This window comes from Mucilaginibacter kameinonensis (genome assembly GCF_003675385.1).
GTDB lineage: Bacteria > Bacteroidota > Bacteroidia > Sphingobacteriales > Sphingobacteriaceae > Mucilaginibacter > Mucilaginibacter kameinonensis.
The window spans coordinates 669,466-686,602 of record NZ_RCWZ01000005.1 but is presented as its reverse complement, the minus strand read 5'-3'; the positions used below and the strand labels follow the sequence as shown (position 1 = coordinate 686,602).

15 protein-coding genes are annotated in these 17,137 nt (G+C 42.1%); 5 read left to right on the top strand and 10 right to left on the bottom strand.

Features of this window, described 5'->3' with window-relative positions; translation table 11 throughout:
• Positions 1-49 precede the first annotated feature (49 nt).
• From EAH55_RS25845 to EAH55_RS25835, 3 genes are all read right to left on the bottom strand, one after another.
• A complete protein-coding gene (locus EAH55_RS25845) occupies positions 50-907 on the bottom strand; it encodes an SDR family oxidoreductase (protein WP_121812195.1) in 858 nt (285 codons plus the stop codon).
• A 310-nt stretch (positions 908-1,217) separates the two neighbouring features.
• Positions 1,218-2,297: an alpha/beta hydrolase gene (locus EAH55_RS25840; RefSeq protein ID WP_208644939.1), complete on the bottom strand. Its 1,080-nt coding sequence runs from the start codon at positions 2,295-2,297 to the stop codon at positions 1,218-1,220.
• Between the two features lie 171 nt (positions 2,298-2,468).
• On the bottom strand, positions 2,469-3,539 hold the full coding sequence (locus tag EAH55_RS25835; protein ID WP_121812194.1) for a SphA family protein: 1,071 nt from the start codon (positions 3,537-3,539) through the stop codon (positions 2,469-2,471).
• A gap of 234 nt (positions 3,540-3,773) precedes the next feature.
• On the opposite strand from EAH55_RS25835, the gene EAH55_RS25830 reads away from it, so the two are divergent.
• The 4 genes from EAH55_RS25830 (at position 3,774) to EAH55_RS25815 (ending at position 6,458) form a co-directional block, all read left to right on the top strand.
• The gene (locus EAH55_RS25830) at positions 3,774-4,421 is read left to right on the top strand and encodes a nitroreductase family protein (RefSeq protein WP_121812193.1); all 648 of its coding nucleotides are present in this window, start codon (positions 3,774-3,776) and stop codon (positions 4,419-4,421) included.
• 56 nt (positions 4,422-4,477) lie between these two features.
• Positions 4,478-5,182 (top strand): pirin family protein, encoded by a 705-nt coding sequence (locus tag EAH55_RS25825; protein WP_121812192.1) that lies wholly within the window; start codon positions 4,478-4,480, stop codon positions 5,180-5,182.
• A 155-nt stretch (positions 5,183-5,337) separates the two neighbouring features.
• Positions 5,338-5,916 (top strand): Crp/Fnr family transcriptional regulator, encoded by a 579-nt coding sequence (locus EAH55_RS25820; protein WP_121812191.1) that lies wholly within the window; start codon positions 5,338-5,340, stop codon positions 5,914-5,916.
• Between the two features lie 149 nt (positions 5,917-6,065).
• Positions 6,066-6,458 carry a hypothetical protein gene (locus EAH55_RS25815; protein ID WP_162997050.1) on the top strand — a complete coding sequence of 131 codons (393 nt, stop codon included), beginning with the start codon at positions 6,066-6,068 and terminating at the stop codon, positions 6,456-6,458.
• A 49-nt stretch (positions 6,459-6,507) separates the two neighbouring features.
• Here the strand turns inward: EAH55_RS25815 and EAH55_RS31470 are convergent, their stop codons facing one another.
• The 5 genes from EAH55_RS31470 to EAH55_RS25790 all read right to left on the bottom strand — a co-directional run bounded on the left by EAH55_RS31470 (position 6,508) and on the right by EAH55_RS25790 (position 12,151).
• On the bottom strand, positions 6,508-8,445 hold the full coding sequence (locus tag EAH55_RS31470) for a sigma-54 dependent transcriptional regulator (protein ID WP_121812189.1): 1,938 nt from the start codon (positions 8,443-8,445) through the stop codon (positions 6,508-6,510).
• A 19-nt stretch (positions 8,446-8,464) separates the two neighbouring features.
• Entirely contained in the window at positions 8,465-9,364 is a 900-nt protein-coding gene (locus EAH55_RS25805) for a sensor histidine kinase (RefSeq protein WP_121812188.1), read from the bottom strand.
• Positions 9,365-10,000: 636 nt separating this feature from the next.
• Entirely contained in the window at positions 10,001-10,381 is a 381-nt protein-coding gene (locus EAH55_RS25800) for a putative quinol monooxygenase (RefSeq protein ID WP_121812187.1), read from the bottom strand.
• Between the two features lie 44 nt (positions 10,382-10,425).
• Positions 10,426-10,884, bottom strand: coding sequence for a nuclear transport factor 2 family protein (locus EAH55_RS25795; RefSeq protein WP_121812186.1), 459 nt, complete (start codon positions 10,882-10,884; stop codon positions 10,426-10,428).
• A 130-nt stretch (positions 10,885-11,014) separates the two neighbouring features.
• Complete coding sequence (locus EAH55_RS25790; protein ID WP_121812185.1) at positions 11,015-12,151, bottom strand: TlpA disulfide reductase family protein; 1,137 nt, start codon at positions 12,149-12,151, stop codon at positions 11,015-11,017.
• 426 nt (positions 12,152-12,577) lie between these two features.
• On the opposite strand from EAH55_RS25790, the gene EAH55_RS25785 reads away from it, so the two are divergent.
• On the top strand, positions 12,578-13,330 hold the full coding sequence (locus EAH55_RS25785) for a peroxiredoxin family protein (protein WP_162997049.1): 753 nt from the start codon (positions 12,578-12,580) through the stop codon (positions 13,328-13,330).
• 78 nt (positions 13,331-13,408) lie between these two features.
• Here the strand turns inward: EAH55_RS25785 and EAH55_RS25780 are convergent, their stop codons facing one another.
• Together EAH55_RS25780 and EAH55_RS25775 are read right to left on the bottom strand one after the other, a co-directional pair.
• Entirely contained in the window at positions 13,409-14,305 is an 897-nt protein-coding gene (locus tag EAH55_RS25780) for a VOC family protein (RefSeq protein WP_121812184.1), read from the bottom strand.
• Positions 14,306-14,523: 218 nt separating this feature from the next.
• Complete coding sequence (locus tag EAH55_RS25775; RefSeq protein WP_121812183.1) at positions 14,524-16,833, bottom strand: sensor histidine kinase; 2,310 nt, start codon at positions 16,831-16,833, stop codon at positions 14,524-14,526.
• Positions 16,834-17,137: the final 304 nt, after the last annotated feature.

Genomic DNA, 17,137 nt, shown 5'->3' with positions numbered 1-17,137 from the left:
ATGATGTTGTGGATATACCGGCTTTATGAATCGTTTTTAAACGATGCTTTTATGCAGAATATTTTTCCAGCCATTTTGCTTTAATAGCAGCTCTCGATTCGATAAACTCAATATCGGTGCCTTGAGCTATGGCATCAAGTGGTTTACGAAGCGGACGTGTACCTGCCGGCATTTCTATAAGTTCCAGGATGCCATTGGCAATAACCTGCGGATCCATGTTGAATTGTTGCATTTTACCAAAAAGGGCTGTTCCGATGGCATTGAATTTTTGAGTAGCAGTATCTCCATAAGCCTCTGTAATATCGGCTTTGTCTGAATTAATACCTTGTTTTTGACCAGTGTTCATCTCTGTTGGATATACGCCCGGTTGGATGCTTACGTTCTCAATACCAAATTCTGCCAGTTCGTCCTGTAAACCTTCGGTGATGCTTTCAACACCGAATTTTGAAGCCAGGTATGGGATCATAAATGGCATAGTATGGCCGCTTGCACCAGAAGTAATATTGATGATCAAACCTTTACCTGCGGCCCTCATGGCTGGTAATACGGCCTGGTAAGTGCGGATAACACCGTAAAAGTTTACTTCGAACATTTGGCGGATCCGGTCTAAACTATAGGCCTCCAATAAACCAAAACCGGCAACGGCCGCATTGTTTACCAATACGTCTATCCTGCCGTATTTAGCGATCATATTTGCAAAGGCATTTTTAACCGATTCGTCTTTAGTGATGTCGATCTCAACCACATCTACATTTGATAACTGTGACAATTGGTTGGCTACTTCTGCGTTCTTTCCGTCGATATCACGCATTCCTGCTATAACTGTATAGCCAGCTTTTGAAAGGGTTTCTGTAGTTAATTTTCCGAAGCCTGAGCTTGTTCCTGTGATGAATACTATCTGTGACATTTTCTTAAGTTTTTTGTTGTTTTTGATATTTCAAAGGTCATACAATGGGCTTGCCTGCACATTGATATGAAATAAAAAAACGCGTTGATATTTATCAATGCGTTTTCTTCTATATAGTTGGAAATTAGGAATTTGATAAATTAACCATTTTTCAAAAAATGCTTTAAAAGAAATCTAAAATGCTCAAATTCAAGTTTGGGTGAAATTGAAACAGGACGTGATTATTCGGCACAAAAAAATGCCCGGAAAGCATAAGCAAACCGGGCATCCAAGCTGATTATTAATCAGCAGGTAATAAGGGATTAGGATGTTACTTGGTTGAGGTTAGCGATACGGCCGTCGCTGCTTTAGCCTGAAATGCTTTTTTGAGTTCAGCTGCTCCCTGGGTCATGGCACTTCTTGTGCCGGGAATGTAGGCTAATGCATTTAACATACCCCAGTCGTGGATCATTCCATTGTAGCGCACCGCACTTACACGAACACCTGCCTCGTCAAGCTTGCGGGCGTAGGCTTCGCCTTCATCCCTTAAAACGTCGTTTTCGGCAGTTAAAACAATTGCAGGGGGCAGGCCTTTAAGCTGATCAACAGTAGCCTGTAGTGGTGACGCATAAATTTCTTTGCGTTTTTCAGGATCTGATGTATAACTATCCCAGAACCACTGCATCATGCTTTTTGAAAGAAACCTGCCGGTTGCGTATTTATTGTAAGACTCAGTTTCAAAATTGGCGTCGGTTACCGGCCAGTAAAGTACCTGAAGTTTGATTTTGGGGCCATTTTTGTCTTTGGCCATCAATGCCACAACGGCGGCCATATTGCCGCCTACGCTGTTACCCACAACGGCCAGGTTGCTTCCGTCGACACCGATTTCTTTGCCATGTGCTGCAACCCATTTTGTAGCGGCATATCCCTGGTTAACGGCTACGGGGTAGTGGGCTTCCGGTGATGGTGTGTAATTAACAAAAACTGCCGCCGCGCCTGATTCAACAACAAGGTCGCGAACCATACGTTTATGGACATCAAAATCACCCAACACCCAGCCACCGCCATGGAAAAACATAAATACAGGAAGTGTTCCCTTTGCGTTTGCCGGTTTGACAATATTGATGCTGATGGACTGTCCGTCTTCTGTGATTGTTTTTTTTGCTATGGTGATACCTGAAAGATTAACTTTTGCAGAACTTTGTGCCCCGGATAACACTGCACGGGCGTCTTTTGGCGACAGCGTTTCGATAGGTTTCCCGCCGCCCGAATTAAGTACGTTTAAAAAAGCTTTGGTGTTTGATTCGATTTGAGGATCAGATGCAGGGTTGGTAGATTGTGCCTTTAACTCAGTTCCTATTGCTAAAGTGCCTAACAGCAATGCTGCTTTGAGGGTCATTTTTGTTTTCATAATTTTCTGTTTTTCTATGGTGCAAAAATGTCTTATGGGGCAGAAATGCAACTTGACCTGGGTTAAGAAATCACATTGACTTTTGTCAACGGCTGTTATTTGTGCCCGATTGTGAAGTGCAGGCTAATAAAAAAGCCTCATATCGAGGCTTTATCATTTAAACTGTCTGGCTTACTTTGATAACGGAATCGCGATCCGAAGTGTTGGACGGGTTCCTTCAAAGCGATTCTTAGCTGCTGTTTCAAAAAATACTTTGGCTTCAATCAAAGTACCGTTCGGTGCAAAATAAGCCAGTCCCGGGCCATATCCAAATACACGCTCCTTAGTATCATCAATACCATATTTACCCTGGTAATAATGGCTGCCGCCATCATAACTATCCTGATTAAATTGTGTTAAATAATAAGCGGCTGCTTCAATTTTAAGGCTTTTTAAAATTGAATAATCGATGGAATAATTACCATTGTAATACGCCCCTGCCTTACTTTTTTGCCCAATGAAATGGCTGTTATAATTAAACTGATTTCTTGAACTTATACTGATCTGATCATTCAACATCAGTGTAAAGGCATGGTAAATACCATAGGCCCATACATGCGAAGATGGGTTGATATTATACCGGCTATCGTAACTGCCAACTGGCACATTGATGTCAAATTCTACACGATGCGAAAAAGGTTTGCCAAACAGTTTCTTATCTGACCATTGAACAGCTGTTCCCTGTACGACATCGCCTAAAACACCGGGATTAACAGTAGGAGCTTGGGCCTGGTTATTTAATCGCGATGAGGAGATCTGAACAAAAGGTACAATCACGGTAAAGCCCAGTTTGCCGCCCATTACACGTACTGGTGAAAGATAGATCAATTGGTTCATTTGTAAAAGCGAGTTAACCTTTAAATCGGAATGGGTATTGTTGCCGAAACCATCATTGAGTTGATGGGCCTGGAAATACTGGGCATATCCCTGGTAAATGAAGCCCGGTTTGCCTGCCACGCCATCGTAAATATTTGCAAGGCCGAGATTGGTAGGAGGGAGTGCCGGATCTTGCGCGTATGCTTTTACGATGGTTGATAAACAAAATGCTAATAAGAGCAACGGTCGCCTGCACCGCACTTTGTAGCTCTTTTCTTTCTTTTCCAAGGGGCGCGTAACCCTGGCTTCGGCATCGGTAATGGCTTTTACCGGTTCATCGGTCTTTTTATTTTCGTCATTTACGTTTGTATTGATTTCGTTTTTCATAACGCAAATCTCCGTAGCCGGCCAAAATTGCTGATTGACAAAAAACAAGAAAGCCCATTGATATTTATCAAGAGTCTTCCCCGTGCGCCTTTATAACTTTTATGCTATGACTGTTTAAACTGCCGACATCAACATTCTCCGGTTATTGATTGATAAAAGTCAATATCCTTTTTTATTTTATATCAATGGGCAGCCGCCTGTAGCTCGTGACCTTTATAGCAAAACTTTTAAATCATGACAACAGAAAATTTAGATATTAACAGCGCGCTCAACTGGCGCTATGCTACAAAAAGAATGACCGGTGCCGCTGTTCCGCAAGATGTAATTGACAGGATCCTTGAAGCTGCAAGACTGGCACCCTCAGGTATTGGCCTACAACCTTATGAAATACTGGTGATTACCAACCCCGAATTAAAGAAACAAATATTGCCGATAGCTGCGAATCAAATGCCGGTTGTAGAATCATCTCACCTACTCGTTTTCGCTCCCTGGGATGATTATACGCCTGAACGTATTAATAAGGTCTTTGATTATTTAAATCAACAGCGCGGAACAGTATCTACTACTTCTGATCGCCAACGCCAGTTCGCATTGAACTATTTTTCAAAATTTAGCAGTGAAGAGAACTTTCATCACGCTGCCAAACAAGCTCATATAGCGCTGGGTATCGCCGTTGCTGCCGCTGCGTTGGAGCAGGTAGATGCAACACCTATGGAAGGCTTTAATGCACAGGAATTAGATAAATTCCTCGACCTTAAATCCAAAGGACTGCGCAGTTCTATGCTGATGGCAATCGGTTATCGTGATGAGGCGAACGATTGGAATTTCAAATTGCCGAAAGTTCGTAAACCAATGTATGAGTTAATAACGCTTTATAAGTAGACGATGGCCGGTAAGGCTATTATTGCCGGCATCTTTTTAATATAGTTTGAACAAATATGGAAACTATCAATTTTTTGCCGGCATCTACAAGGGGCAATAAAAATATTGGCTGGCTTAACGGATTTCACTCTTTTAGTTTCGGTACATTCTATGAAGCCACAAGGGCTTCGTTTGGCCCGCTGCTGATGTTAAATGATGATTTTGTAAAACCTAATACCGGCTTCGGACAGCATCCGCATAAAAATATGGAGATCATTTCTATTCCTTTAAAAGGAACGATAACCCATAAGGACAGCACCGGGAGGGAAGCAACTATCGGAACCGGCGATATACAAGTAATGAGTGCAGGTACCGGTATAACACACAGTGAGTTTAATAATGGTAACGAAGACGCTAACTTCCTTCAAATATGGATCCACCCAGAGCAGAGAGATGTTAATCCAAGATATCAGCAAATATCCATTCCCCCTTCGCAAAATCAACTTCGGCAAGTGGTTTCACCGTATCCTGATGATGAGGGGCTTTGGGTTTATCAAAGGGTCTGGATTCATTTAGGAAATTTTGAGGCCGGTGCAAGTGCCGCTTGTAACATTAAACACCAGGGCGATGGCGTTTATATCTTTTTGATTAGCGGAGAGGCCTGGATTGGCGGGTATACGTTGCAAAAACGTGATGCAATTACTGTTACAGGTTTGGAGAATATCTTAATAAGGTTTACTGAAAACTCCAGGATCCTGGTAATTGAAGTGCCGGTAAAATGAGCCTGGTATAATTAGGGAATTTCCTAAAATATCGCGACCCGTTTTCAGTTAATGGCGAGTCTGATTTCCTCTTTATTCAAAATCAAGAATGTAATTATGCAGAGAAAATGCCTATTGTTTATATTTGGTATTGATTTTACCTAACAACGAGCATAGTGATTGAAGTATTTAAAAAATATATCCGTGAAAAAAGTAAGGTTTCGGAAGAAGACCTGGATAAAATTATTGCGGTTTGCCAAGTAAAGAGAGTAAGAAAGCGGCAGTATTTATTACAGGAGGGCGACGTATGGAAATATAATGCTTTCGTAACAAAAGGATGTGTGCGTACCTACACCCTCGACGACAAGGGGAATGAGCATATTATCAACTTCGCGGTAGAAAATTGGTGGACGGGGGATCGGGAAAGCCTGGCATCGGGCGAGCCATCGATCTTCAATATTGATGCGCTGGAAGATTCGGAAGTGGTTCTGATCACGAAGTCAAACTTCGAAATGCTTTGTGCCCAGATCCCTGCATTTAACGATATGGTAAACGGCATTTTACAGAAAAGTTTTATCGTTGCCCAAAACCGCATTCATACATTTATCAGTTTATCTGCAGAAGAAAAATATCTTAAATTCCTTGAAAAGTTTCCTCATTTGGTAATGCGTGTTCCACAGGGAATGATTGCTTCCTACCTGGGCATAACGCCCGAAACTTTAAGCAGGATCCGCAACCAAACTGCGAAGAAATAGAGCTAATAATAAGTTCCCGGACAGTGTTTGACTTGAAATGGCATTGATATTTATCAATGCCATTTCTTATTTAATATCAATTAAAAACGACAGGAGCATCAGCATTTTTGGATGTCGGTTTTTCTCTTTTTAGAGCCGGCAAACTTATTATGAAAAAGATAGAAGGTTTAAGAAAAATAGCGATCCGGTTGAATGGCACTACGAGCAAAGCTTACGAAATGCTCGCTGAAAATGTGATCGGATCAAAGAAAATTCTCGCAGCTCCCGGATTGACCGTATATGTATTGGTTGACGGAACAATAATGGAATTGTATGGCCCCGGTGCGGACTTTCCTGCCTATTTATTTGCAGATTCGGACGTTGTAGTTAGTTATAGGGTCAGCAATTTGGATGAAGCGCTCATTGAATTGACCAGATCGGGGGCGCAAGTTGTTGAAGTGATAGATTGTGATCAGGGATCTTTTCGTTTTTGCCATATTCGTATAGCTGGACAAAGTCTATTTGGCATATATGAGGAGCGGGAGTTACGCACAGCTTCGTGATTGATAAAATCCTTTGCTGGCATGGAGTTAACCCATACCAGCTGTAAATCTATCGGTCGTGGTACAGTTCTTTTTTGATACCAAGTTTTTTCATCCTTGATGTGAGTGTGCTTGGTGGTAAGCCCAGGATTTCGGCAGCGCCGCCTACGCCGGTTATCTTCCCGTTACAGCTCTTAAGTACCGATAGGATATGTTCAGCTTCGATCTGCTCGAGTGTTTTCCTGTTATCACCAGTAGCCGATACAGGCATAGGCTCGGTTCGTGTCATAGCGGGCATCTCGATGCTTTGAACAATTGGTCCCCTTGTTTTGATCAATGTCCGTTCCATTAAATGATTTAACTCCCGGATGTTACCTGGCCAGTTGTAAACTGATAATTGTTTTAAAGCAGTTTGACTGAGCTCCGGAGCTTCTAATCTTCCCATTTCTTCGGCGCTTTTTGACAGGAAATACTGAGCAAGGACCGGAATGTCTTCCTTGCGATCCCTCAGCGGAGGTAGATTGATCGGGTATACATTCAGCCTGTAAAACAGGTCCAGACGGAATCGGCCTTCACCAACTTCTTTCTCCAGGTTGCGGTTGGTGGCAGCCACAATACGCACGTCAACCTTGATGGTTTTGCTGCTCCCGATATGTTCAAACTGCCTTTCCTGCAGTACCCTTAACAGTTTTACCTGCGATTCTAAAGGTAACTCGCCAATTTCGTCCAGGAATATAGTACCTCCGTTGGCAGCTTCAAATTTTCCAATGCGCTTTTCGATAGCACCGGTAAATGCCCCTTTTTCGTGACCAAACAGTTCGGATTCTATCAGGTCGGCAGGTATAGCCGCACAGTTAACTGTTATAAATGGAGCATTCCGCCTTGAAGATAGCAGATGGATATTATGTGCAATTTTTTCTTTCCCTGTACCGCTCTCGCCGAGGATAAGAACAGTTACCGGGGTATCTGCAACCATTTCAACATTATCCAGTACATGCAGCAACGCCGCGCTGTTTCCATAAATGCCATCGAACTTAAGCACAGATTTAACCGGTTGGATCCGGGCTGCCCGTCTGAGGGTTTTTGAATCACCGGCATATGCCAACGACAAGGTGTTAAAAAGACGAAAGACAAACTTTTCATTCTTACATAAAAGGGTTTTATGTGCATGGTCAAACCCGTTTTCGTTTTTATTGAAGAATGCCAGCTGTAACGTGCCCTCACTCGTTTTATTCAATAACTGTAAGGATGAGTTTAGTCTGTAAGGTGCTAACAATCCGCCGGCCGAAATCCTGCCTGCCTGAAAGCTATGGAAAGCGACTCCGTTCAGTATGCTTGCTTCCACACTTTTTCGGATCTGCGTTTGATTGTCCTGGTAATAAAATACCTGGTTAAGTTGTTTGGCCTCAAGTGCAGGCAGTACCTGGTATTCGTTAAAGCCGACCCTGAAAAAAGCGCCGGATTCCGGTTTGTCACCGTTTGCTGGCATATAGCTGAAAGCGAGGTAATCGAACGGTATCAGCGATTGAAATGTAGCCGGAATTTTATTCAGTTTATTTTCCAATGTTGTTTGCTCATCTGTTAAGGCCCTTACCTGTTGTTGCAAAAGCAGCTCGCGTTGCGCGGCAAATTGTAAACTGGTTTCGTGCTTGTTTCTTGCAATATCCAGCATAATCAGCAAGTCTTTCTCTCTAAAAGGTTTAACCAAAAAACCGTATGGTTGCGTGGCCTTAGCGGCTTCCAGGATACTTTGATTAGTATTGGCAGAAATATAGATAAAGCCAATACCTTTCTCCTGCAGATAGGGGGCAAGTTCTGTTCCCATCGAATCATCCTGTAGAAATATATCAAGTAGTACCCAGGTAGGCTGATATTTGTCAACAGCTGTTTTTGCCGATTCTACACTATCCGCGGTACCACAAACGTTATAGCCGGCATTCTCCATCATATTGGTCAGGTCATTTGCAACGATGAACTCATCTTCAACAATCAGTAGTTTTTCAATCATACTTCAAATTAGCTTTTCCTTAGCAGAACGCAAAATGCGCCTGTTGATCAATTTTTGTTTTAAAATCTATTATTACCTCAAACCCGCTTATGGTATTCAAAGTTACGTTGCCGCGTATTTGCCTGGAAAGCCCCATGATCAAGGTTTTGCCAAGCGATTTTGCTGAAAGGAAATCAAATCCTTCGGGAAGCCCGACTCCATTATCCGCAAACATCAAGCGATAAGCACCATCCTGCAGGTACAAAAGGGTAATTGTTATGTTGCCCCTGGCACCGTTAGGGAACGCGTATTTCAAAGAGTTGGTTGCCAGTTCATTGATGATCAGCGCAAAAGGTATCGCAGTATCCGGATCTACCGTAATCGGTACCAGGTCCAGATCAAATGTTATCCGGTCACCACACTTAAACTCATCGATAAGATAATCCACCACTTCCTTTATACAGCACGACATTTCAATAGCAGCCCCGGTGGCCTGCTGAAATAGCTTTTGATGCACCAGCGACAGGGCATATAAGCGGTGTTTACTGTAAACCAAAACCTCCCTGCCTGTTTTATCATCCGTAAACGAAAGCTGGCTGTTAATGAGGCTGCTTAATATCTGTAAGTTGTTTTTTACCCTATGGTGCATTTCTGAAACCAACCATTCCTTTTCGGTAGAAAGTTTATTAATATCGCCTTTTAATAAGGCAATGTACAACTCCAGTGTTTTGATCTGCTGCTCGTTCACCTTTTTGCTTTTTCTTATGCTCATTTGCTCCAGCAACAATACACATCCCCCAATCAGCAGCAATAATACTGTAATTCCAATCAACCAGCTGCTTTGAAGAATACCTATTGCCAAACAGCTTGAAAAGTTGTTGGCAATATATTCTTTGCTGGCATCGGTTGCCATAACAAACCCGGCATTTGGTATCGTCATTTTTGTATTTGATTATTCCTCTGCACGGTTTTGTTAGGTTTAGCTAAGCGTATTATTTGTTCAAAGCATTTTTTGAACAAATAATACGCTTTATCAGCAATCTGCATGCCCGCGAAGAGATAGTTCTTTTTCAATTGCTTACGATTTGAAACTCATTAAATTCCCGATATTTCGAGAGTCTGCGATATTTCGGTAACCGTATTGGGTTTGAAGCAATTTGCCCTGGTTGGGGGCATTAAGTGCAATGTGCCTTATTGATCCGGTTCCGGATTAGTGTGGGGCTTGTTAGCAGGAGTATTGTTTCAAGTATCCATTACCAAAGGTCTGGACTATTTAAAAACTACCTGTTGACCTACGCTAAATAACTGCCTTGATATTTATCAATCCCGCTTTTTAATCGATACTGTTGGATATCATTTTGCTGGAAGCTACTTTGAAAATAATTTAGAAAAACGTCATTGCTGAGGAACGAAGCAATCGCGAACTATACAGGGCGACTTTGTATAGCGCCTCTACTTCCGTGCGATTGCTTCGTTCCTCGCAATGACGGCTTTTAGATGTTTTGGGGTAATATAAAGCAAAATGGGCAGCCATTCAGGCTGCCCGTTATAATACTCAGCATCTGAAACTAATTGGTTACGACACTTTACCTCTTGGATCGTCGATATGGATCTTGGCGATGTCATACCGAACGCCCTGGCGATCAAGGATCCGGACGTTTTTAACCACGGTGCTTAATGCGGTTAAAAATGTTTCGGCGTTTTCATGACGTTCATAGGCCTCTTCGTTTGCCCAGCCCTCGAGAAGGTGAAAGGTGTTTGGATCGGTAAGGTCCTGAGAAAAGGCGTAATAGATACACCCCGGCAATTTGTTTGCCGCTGTCATTTCCGGAACCACGGCGTCGATGAATATCTGACGATCATCCGGATGCACACGATAATAGGCACTTACGGTAATATCTGTTGGAAGTGTTTTATCGTGATCGTTTGATGTTCCTGCTTTAATTGAATTTTCCATGTTTTTAACTATTAATGAATTAATTGTAGCCTCTGGCGATACAATTACTGTAACACTGCACTTAAATTCCCAAATACACCAAGTTGACCGAGTAGAATAGTGCCGGCAGTATAACAATGAAATGATTTTACCTTGCCATTTTCCAGGTGAAACACGTCGCAGCAAGGCGTATGTATTTCATTTCCGGTAGCCGGAATTGTGCCGGCCGGCAATTGTAACGGACCTTTGTGTGTACCGTTAAGGGATAATTCAACCACCACTACATTTTCTTCGTCCCTTACATAAAAATCGTATAGTTCGCGGTGCATATCAGGGAAGGCGGTTGAATAGATATCAACAGTTTTGCCAATATCCGCCCCATAATATTTTGCGCCTGCAGATATGTCCCAAAAGTAGCCGTCGTCTGTAAAAAGAGCTGCAAAAGCTTTGCTATCCTGGATTTCCGCGACACGATAAAGCTCACGGATCACTTTTTCATTTTCTGAATTTGTTGGAGTTTTCATATAGTTCTTTTATAGATTTGATACAAAGGTTTGAAATACTCTTCTCCTGCAAATTGATATAAGATAAAAAAGCAGGTTGATAAATGTCAATGAATAAAGTTGAGGGTCGCATCATTCCTGCTTTTTTTAATTACTGAAGCCCGCCTTGGTTAAGTAATTGTTTCAGTTTACGCTCTAATGCTTCTCCACGCAGATTTTTAGCAATCACCCTGCCTTCGGGGTCGATCAGGAAGTTTTGAGGGATCGCGTTAATGCCATAAAGTTTCGCAGCCGTGTCATTCATGTATTTAAATTCGGAAACCTGGGGCCAGCTTAGGTGGTCATCTTTAATGGCTTTTAACCAGCTGTCACGGTACTTTGGGCCATCCAATGAAACACCCAATACTGTAAAGCCTTTATCATGAAAATGTTCGTAGGCCTTTACAACATTAGGGTTCTCCGCGCGACAGGGAGTACACCATGGAGCCCAGAAATCGATCAATACGTACTTACCCCGTAAAGAAGATAATTTTACAAGGTTGCCGCTGGCGTCCGGTTCGGCGAAGTCGGGTAGTATTTTGCCAATAGCAGTGATTTTCAGTTTTTCCAGTTTTGCTAAAAAAAATCTGCCTTCTTTACTGCCTTTTACATCTTCTCCAAATTTATCAAATATGGGTTTGAGCAATGAATAATCGGCGGTATAAGCGTAGTCATTTAAGGCCAGGATTCCGGCTATCGATGCCGTATGATTTTCAGCGAATCGTTGTTTTGAAATATAATAGGCCGAATCGATAGCGGCTTCTTCGATATGTTGCTTTGCTTTAAAGCTCGCCGATTTGCGTTCTTCTTCGGTTGCAGCATTGGCTTCGGCTTCCAATGTCTGGTATTTACTATCAAAAAACTTCTCTTCAGTACGGTATAACAGGTATTCTTCATTTAGCCTGGTACCGCTTACAACGGCATCCTCAAAGGTTGATTTGCCCTGGATAATTGTGGTGCCTTGTACAAGATAAAGCTCCAGCTTATCGTCTTTACCATCTTTGAGTATTTTATGTTTAAGCGAAATCTCTGCTTTGGTAGGTTCGGTGACAACTCCGTTAAAGGTAAAATGTCCGTCGATAACTGATGTCGCTATCTGCTGATGGACACCGGAAGGTGCAGTGTACTGTATCAAGGCACTATCGCCGGGGACAGAATTTTCAAGAGCTCCTTTAATAGTGAAAGCGTTGTTTTGTGCGGTGGAAATGAATGGTATGGCTACTAAAAGCGCTATAAATATTTTTTTCATTTTAATAATGGTGGGTAATTGGTTAAAGGAAACCTATTGATAATTCGATGACGTTGAGGTTTTGATATTATGCGATACGAATCGCGAGGGTAGGACGGTGTTATTTGTTTGTTTTATAAATCGAAGGCCAGGGAGAATAAGTGTGGTTTAACACCTTTGCAGTTCCTTTATGGATGTTTATTTTAAACGTTATTTCCTGTCATCATCTCCCTCATTAATAATCGGCCAAAGATGGGCTTGTTGCATTTATTGTCCATTGATGTTTATCAAAAAGCACCATTGCTTAATTCCTGTATGAGTCAATTAAATAGTTGACCAATAGTGTGTATGGTCAATTTCTGATTTTGACAATAGTCATCGCTAAGGAAGGGATATCCAGATAGCTTTGCCACCCGCAGTTTATTGTTAAACAATTACGAAATTTAAGTGAGATCTATAAGAACAACAACCGGCATCCTGGCTATTTCGGCAATGAGCGGTTTAATCGCATGTAAGTCAAGGGTATTAACAGAGAAGGCAACTGATGCAACTAATACAGGAACCAACCAGGCAACCCGAAACATTACCTATGTATTGCCTGATGGTGCAAAGATCAGTGCCGATAAACTGGACAGTGTAAAACAGGCCTGGGGTGCAGACAAGATGATCAGCAAACATGATGAAACAGATGATGCAAATGGTATCATACACCTTGTTCAGTTTACCGATAAAATGAAAGAGGAAATGATAGCAGCATCAACTACCCAGATGGAAACACTGCAAGCCATGACAGGGCACCAGGCGGCATCCTTTTCGGGAACCGACCCGAAAGGACATACCGTGCAACTATCCGATTTGAAGGGGAAGGTTGTGGTAGTAAATTTCTGGTTCACTACCTGCCCGCCTTGCCTTACAGAGATGGGTAGCTTAAATGAACTTGTAAAGAAATATAAAGGCAAGGCGGTGGTATTTCTGGGGATTACTTTCAATGACGGGCCGGCTGTAACCAAATTTTTGAAGTCGCATCCCTTCAATTTTCAACAGTTGGTTAAGGCAAACGATGTGATCAAAACATACGCCATCCATAATTATCCAACAAGCCTGGTTATCGATAAAAATGGTATGTTGAAACAGTTTTTCCAGTCAGGCCAGGACATAGGCGAGCAGATTTCAAAAACTATTGATGTAGCTTTAAGCTAAATTGCCCAGGGTTTTCATGAATAATCCGGGCCGATAAATATAACCGGCCCGGATTGTTTTAAGTTAGCGCGATTTAGCTTATTCTTCTCCTACAAAAACATAAAGCTTTTGCACTTTTCCGTTTTCAATCACAAACAGGTCCATACCAGTAACGGCATCTGGTTTGGCCTCGTTACCTACCTGCCAAAATAAACGGGCGATGTTATGGTGAATATTGATCGGTTTGGCGTGAGTGAAACGGAAGTCTGGATTTTTTTGATGTAAACCAACGATAAAGCCTTCTATTTCATTGTGACCGTTTGCAATAAAATGGCGATCGACCATTTCCATATCTGGCGCATAGATCTCATTGAGTATAACCTTGCGTTTGTCTTCATCCTGTTCGTTCCAAAGCTCAAGATGGCGTTCTACCAAAGCCTTGATCTCGTCTTCAGTAAGTATTATATTCTTAACGCTGCTTTTGGGCGACCAAAGTACTTTTGCCGGGTTGCTTTTCTCATAGCCTTTGCCCTTTGGATAAGAAACAAGCTCCATCTTTGCTCCCCATGGAGAAAGAAAATATACCCATGTTTCACCTTCGGTATCGCCCGATGGCATCAGGAAAGGCTCACCCAGAAACTTGATACCTTTTGATTTTAAGAATTCAACTGCTTCATCCATGTTCGCGGTATAGAAACCAATGTGGCTTGCGCCGATATCATCACTTCCCGGATGTGATTTGTTTCCCTGGTTATTGTCATAGGTAAAAACTTCAATGCTTGCGCCGATGCCCGCGTGTACCATTTTGATCGTAACTGCACCTGTATCGGGATGCATATTGTTGTTTGCTTTCCATGCGGCGTCGAGCGGAAATGGGCCGAGCTGTGTAATCGCCGAGAAACCGAAAATATCACTGAAGAAGTCTATAGCCTGTTGTAGGTCGGGTACATTGATACCAACATGGTCGATACCTAATATTTGTGCTTTTGTTGACATGTTCTTGTTTTTTAGTGTTTTTCATTCATTTGTGAACATGACAAAATTGTTGTTTTAGCTTTGACCACACATTGATATGAAATAAGAAAGGGCATTGATAATTATCAATTCTTTTATTTGGTCGGGTTATTTGTATGTAGTGTTCAGCCTGGGCGTTTCTTTACTTAGCCAGTTACTTTCCGCGAGGTTCTTAGTTTGAAGTATCTTGTTGGGAGAGTTTACAAAGAACTGAAACTCTCGTTAATAATCTTGTTACGATGCGTTGAAGTTTCGAAAGGATCTGTCTGCTTCCATTCAAGCTCTATGGTTACCCCATTTTCGCTGGTTATCTTTAACAGGGCACGTATCTGGCGGCTTAAACCGTTCATAAGCTGCATCCCCAATGATTTTGATTGCTTGATGTCAATCTCCGGAGGCAACCCCTTCCCATTATCACTGATGGTTAACCGTACATGATTATCAATATTGAAAAGACTAATAGTGACCAGCTTATCATGCTGATCTGAGAATGCGTATTTTATCGAATTTGTTATCGCCTCGTTCAAGATCAGTCCGATAGGTACGGCCTGGGAAACATCCAGCCTAACTGGTTCGGCAATCACCCGGAATTTGATATGCCCAATGGTATCAAAGCTTTCTTGCAAATAAAGTGCTATCTCCCGAATGTAGTCGCCCGCGTCTATCGTGGCGAGGTTATCAAACTGGTATAACTTCTGATGGATCAGCGATATGGACCGCATCCGGTTCTGACTTTCCCTGATCACATCAATTGCTACTACATCTTTAATATTACTTAGTTGTGAATTAAGCAGACTGATCACGATTTGCAGGTTATTCTTAACGCGATGGTGTACCTCTTTCAAAAGCCATTCCCGTTCATCAAGCAATTGCCGTAATGATTCATTTTGCGTGTTGATTTCCTCTTGCTGTTCCTGCAGATCATTGTTTGCCCGATGCTTAAGCTTGTACCGATTGTAAAGGACGGTGAGCAAAGCCACCAATAGCAGCACCGAGGCGATAAACAAGTTGCGGATCATTCTTTGGCTATGCAGTGCGCTGTTCTGTAGCTGGTTTTGATGGGTTAACAGGTCAATATGCTTTGCTTTAAAAGCGATTTCCTGATCCTTCTTTTGCAGATCGAATGTCATTTGCATCCTGCCGATCTGCTTATTATAGTTACGGGAGAGCAGTGAGTCCCGCAATAAATGCGCGTTTTCCTGGTGGATGATTGCCGAAAGGAAGTTTCCCGCGGCAGAGTCAACCTGGAATTGATAATGTTCTATTTTCTGTTTAGATATCAGGCTTTGGGTAACAGCAGCATATTTAATAAACTTTTCAACTTGTAATGCCGCTTCTGGAAACCTCTTCATCACAATCAAGTATTCTATCATTGCCGCGTCGGTGGGGCTCAATTCGATATTATGAGCGTCTGTAAGTTCTTTTAACCGGTTGTAATACCCAGAGGCTTTATCGAGCTTTTTTGTAGCTGTTGCCGTGAAAAGCAGGTTAGTGATCAGATTAGTTTGGTTCTGATAATCGGTAAAAGAACATTTTATAAGGGCCTCTTCACAGATTTTTACGGCCTCCCGGTAACGCCCAAGTTTGTTATAGATAGTCCCAAGGCTACCCGAAATCATGATCCAGTCGTTAATATTGTGGTTTTTGATTGCATAATAGCGCGCCTTCTCCATGCATTCTGCCGTTCTGTTATCCTGATTGATGGAATTATAAGTAAAGGCCAGACGATAGTAGATGGTACTTATCATTTGGCTGGTATCCTTAAACAGCTCAGCTGTTTTCAAAGCTTTTAACTGGTATGAAAGGCCTTCTACCGTGTTGCCTGAACTGGTGAGTGCGTCCCCAAGCAAATCATAAATATCCTGTAATTGTTTTACCCCAAGTGATTGATAAAGTTTCAATGATTCGTTTAAAAGCGAGACTGCATCTTTAAGGTCATATTTGCTATTCTTCAGATCTCCAAGAAACTTCAGCCCATCAGCAAGCTTCCTGGTACCTGGCGCTATTTTTCTCAAAATGCCAACCGACTTTGCAAAATAGTTTATCTTAATAATAAGGCTATCCGAATTGGTGGCATCATAGTAGGTTGATAGTTCGGCCAGTGCGTCAGCTGCTTCTATAGTTATAGCATTTTTGGGAAGTAGCTTAACGCCAAGTTCGGCATATCTTCTACCTGTAGCTATGTCTTTTTTTTCGCGGTAGCTTTGTGAAAGCAGGCTGTAGGCGGTAATTTCCTGTAATGGAAAATGATATTGATGACTTAACGAAAGGGCCTGGTTCCCATAATTAATGGCATTATTCAGATCGTCGGCCCGTTCGCCGGGTTTGTTTACATATATAGATGCTAAGCGGAGCAGCACGTTGATCTTTGCGGTGTCCTCGCTGCCGGCTGCCTTTTCGCCAACCTGTTCTTTATCATTATCAAGAGAGAGGCTGTAATGCAATTTGCCGAAAGCAGAGCGGGATAACAGCAGGACAAGAATAAAGATTTTAAAAAACAGCTTATTCATAAGTAGGGGCTGAGGCCAAAAGTATAGATTTTATAACCGGGTAGTTAAGTTTCAGTGTTTTCTTATCATGATTAGATTTTGGTCAAGCGCTTAATTGATAGGATTGAAAAAATGTCAATCAAAATTGCGGTTTGCGATCAGCGAGAGATTGTTGCTACATAAAAGCCCCTTAGTGTATATGGTCTAATGCCATGTTTTCTTTATTTTATGCGTAAATTTGGCGTTGTATTTTAGCATAGTAGCGAAAATAGCTTGAGGAGATTAGAAGCGGAATTGATTGGGTTGTTTGGCCAGATACAAACTC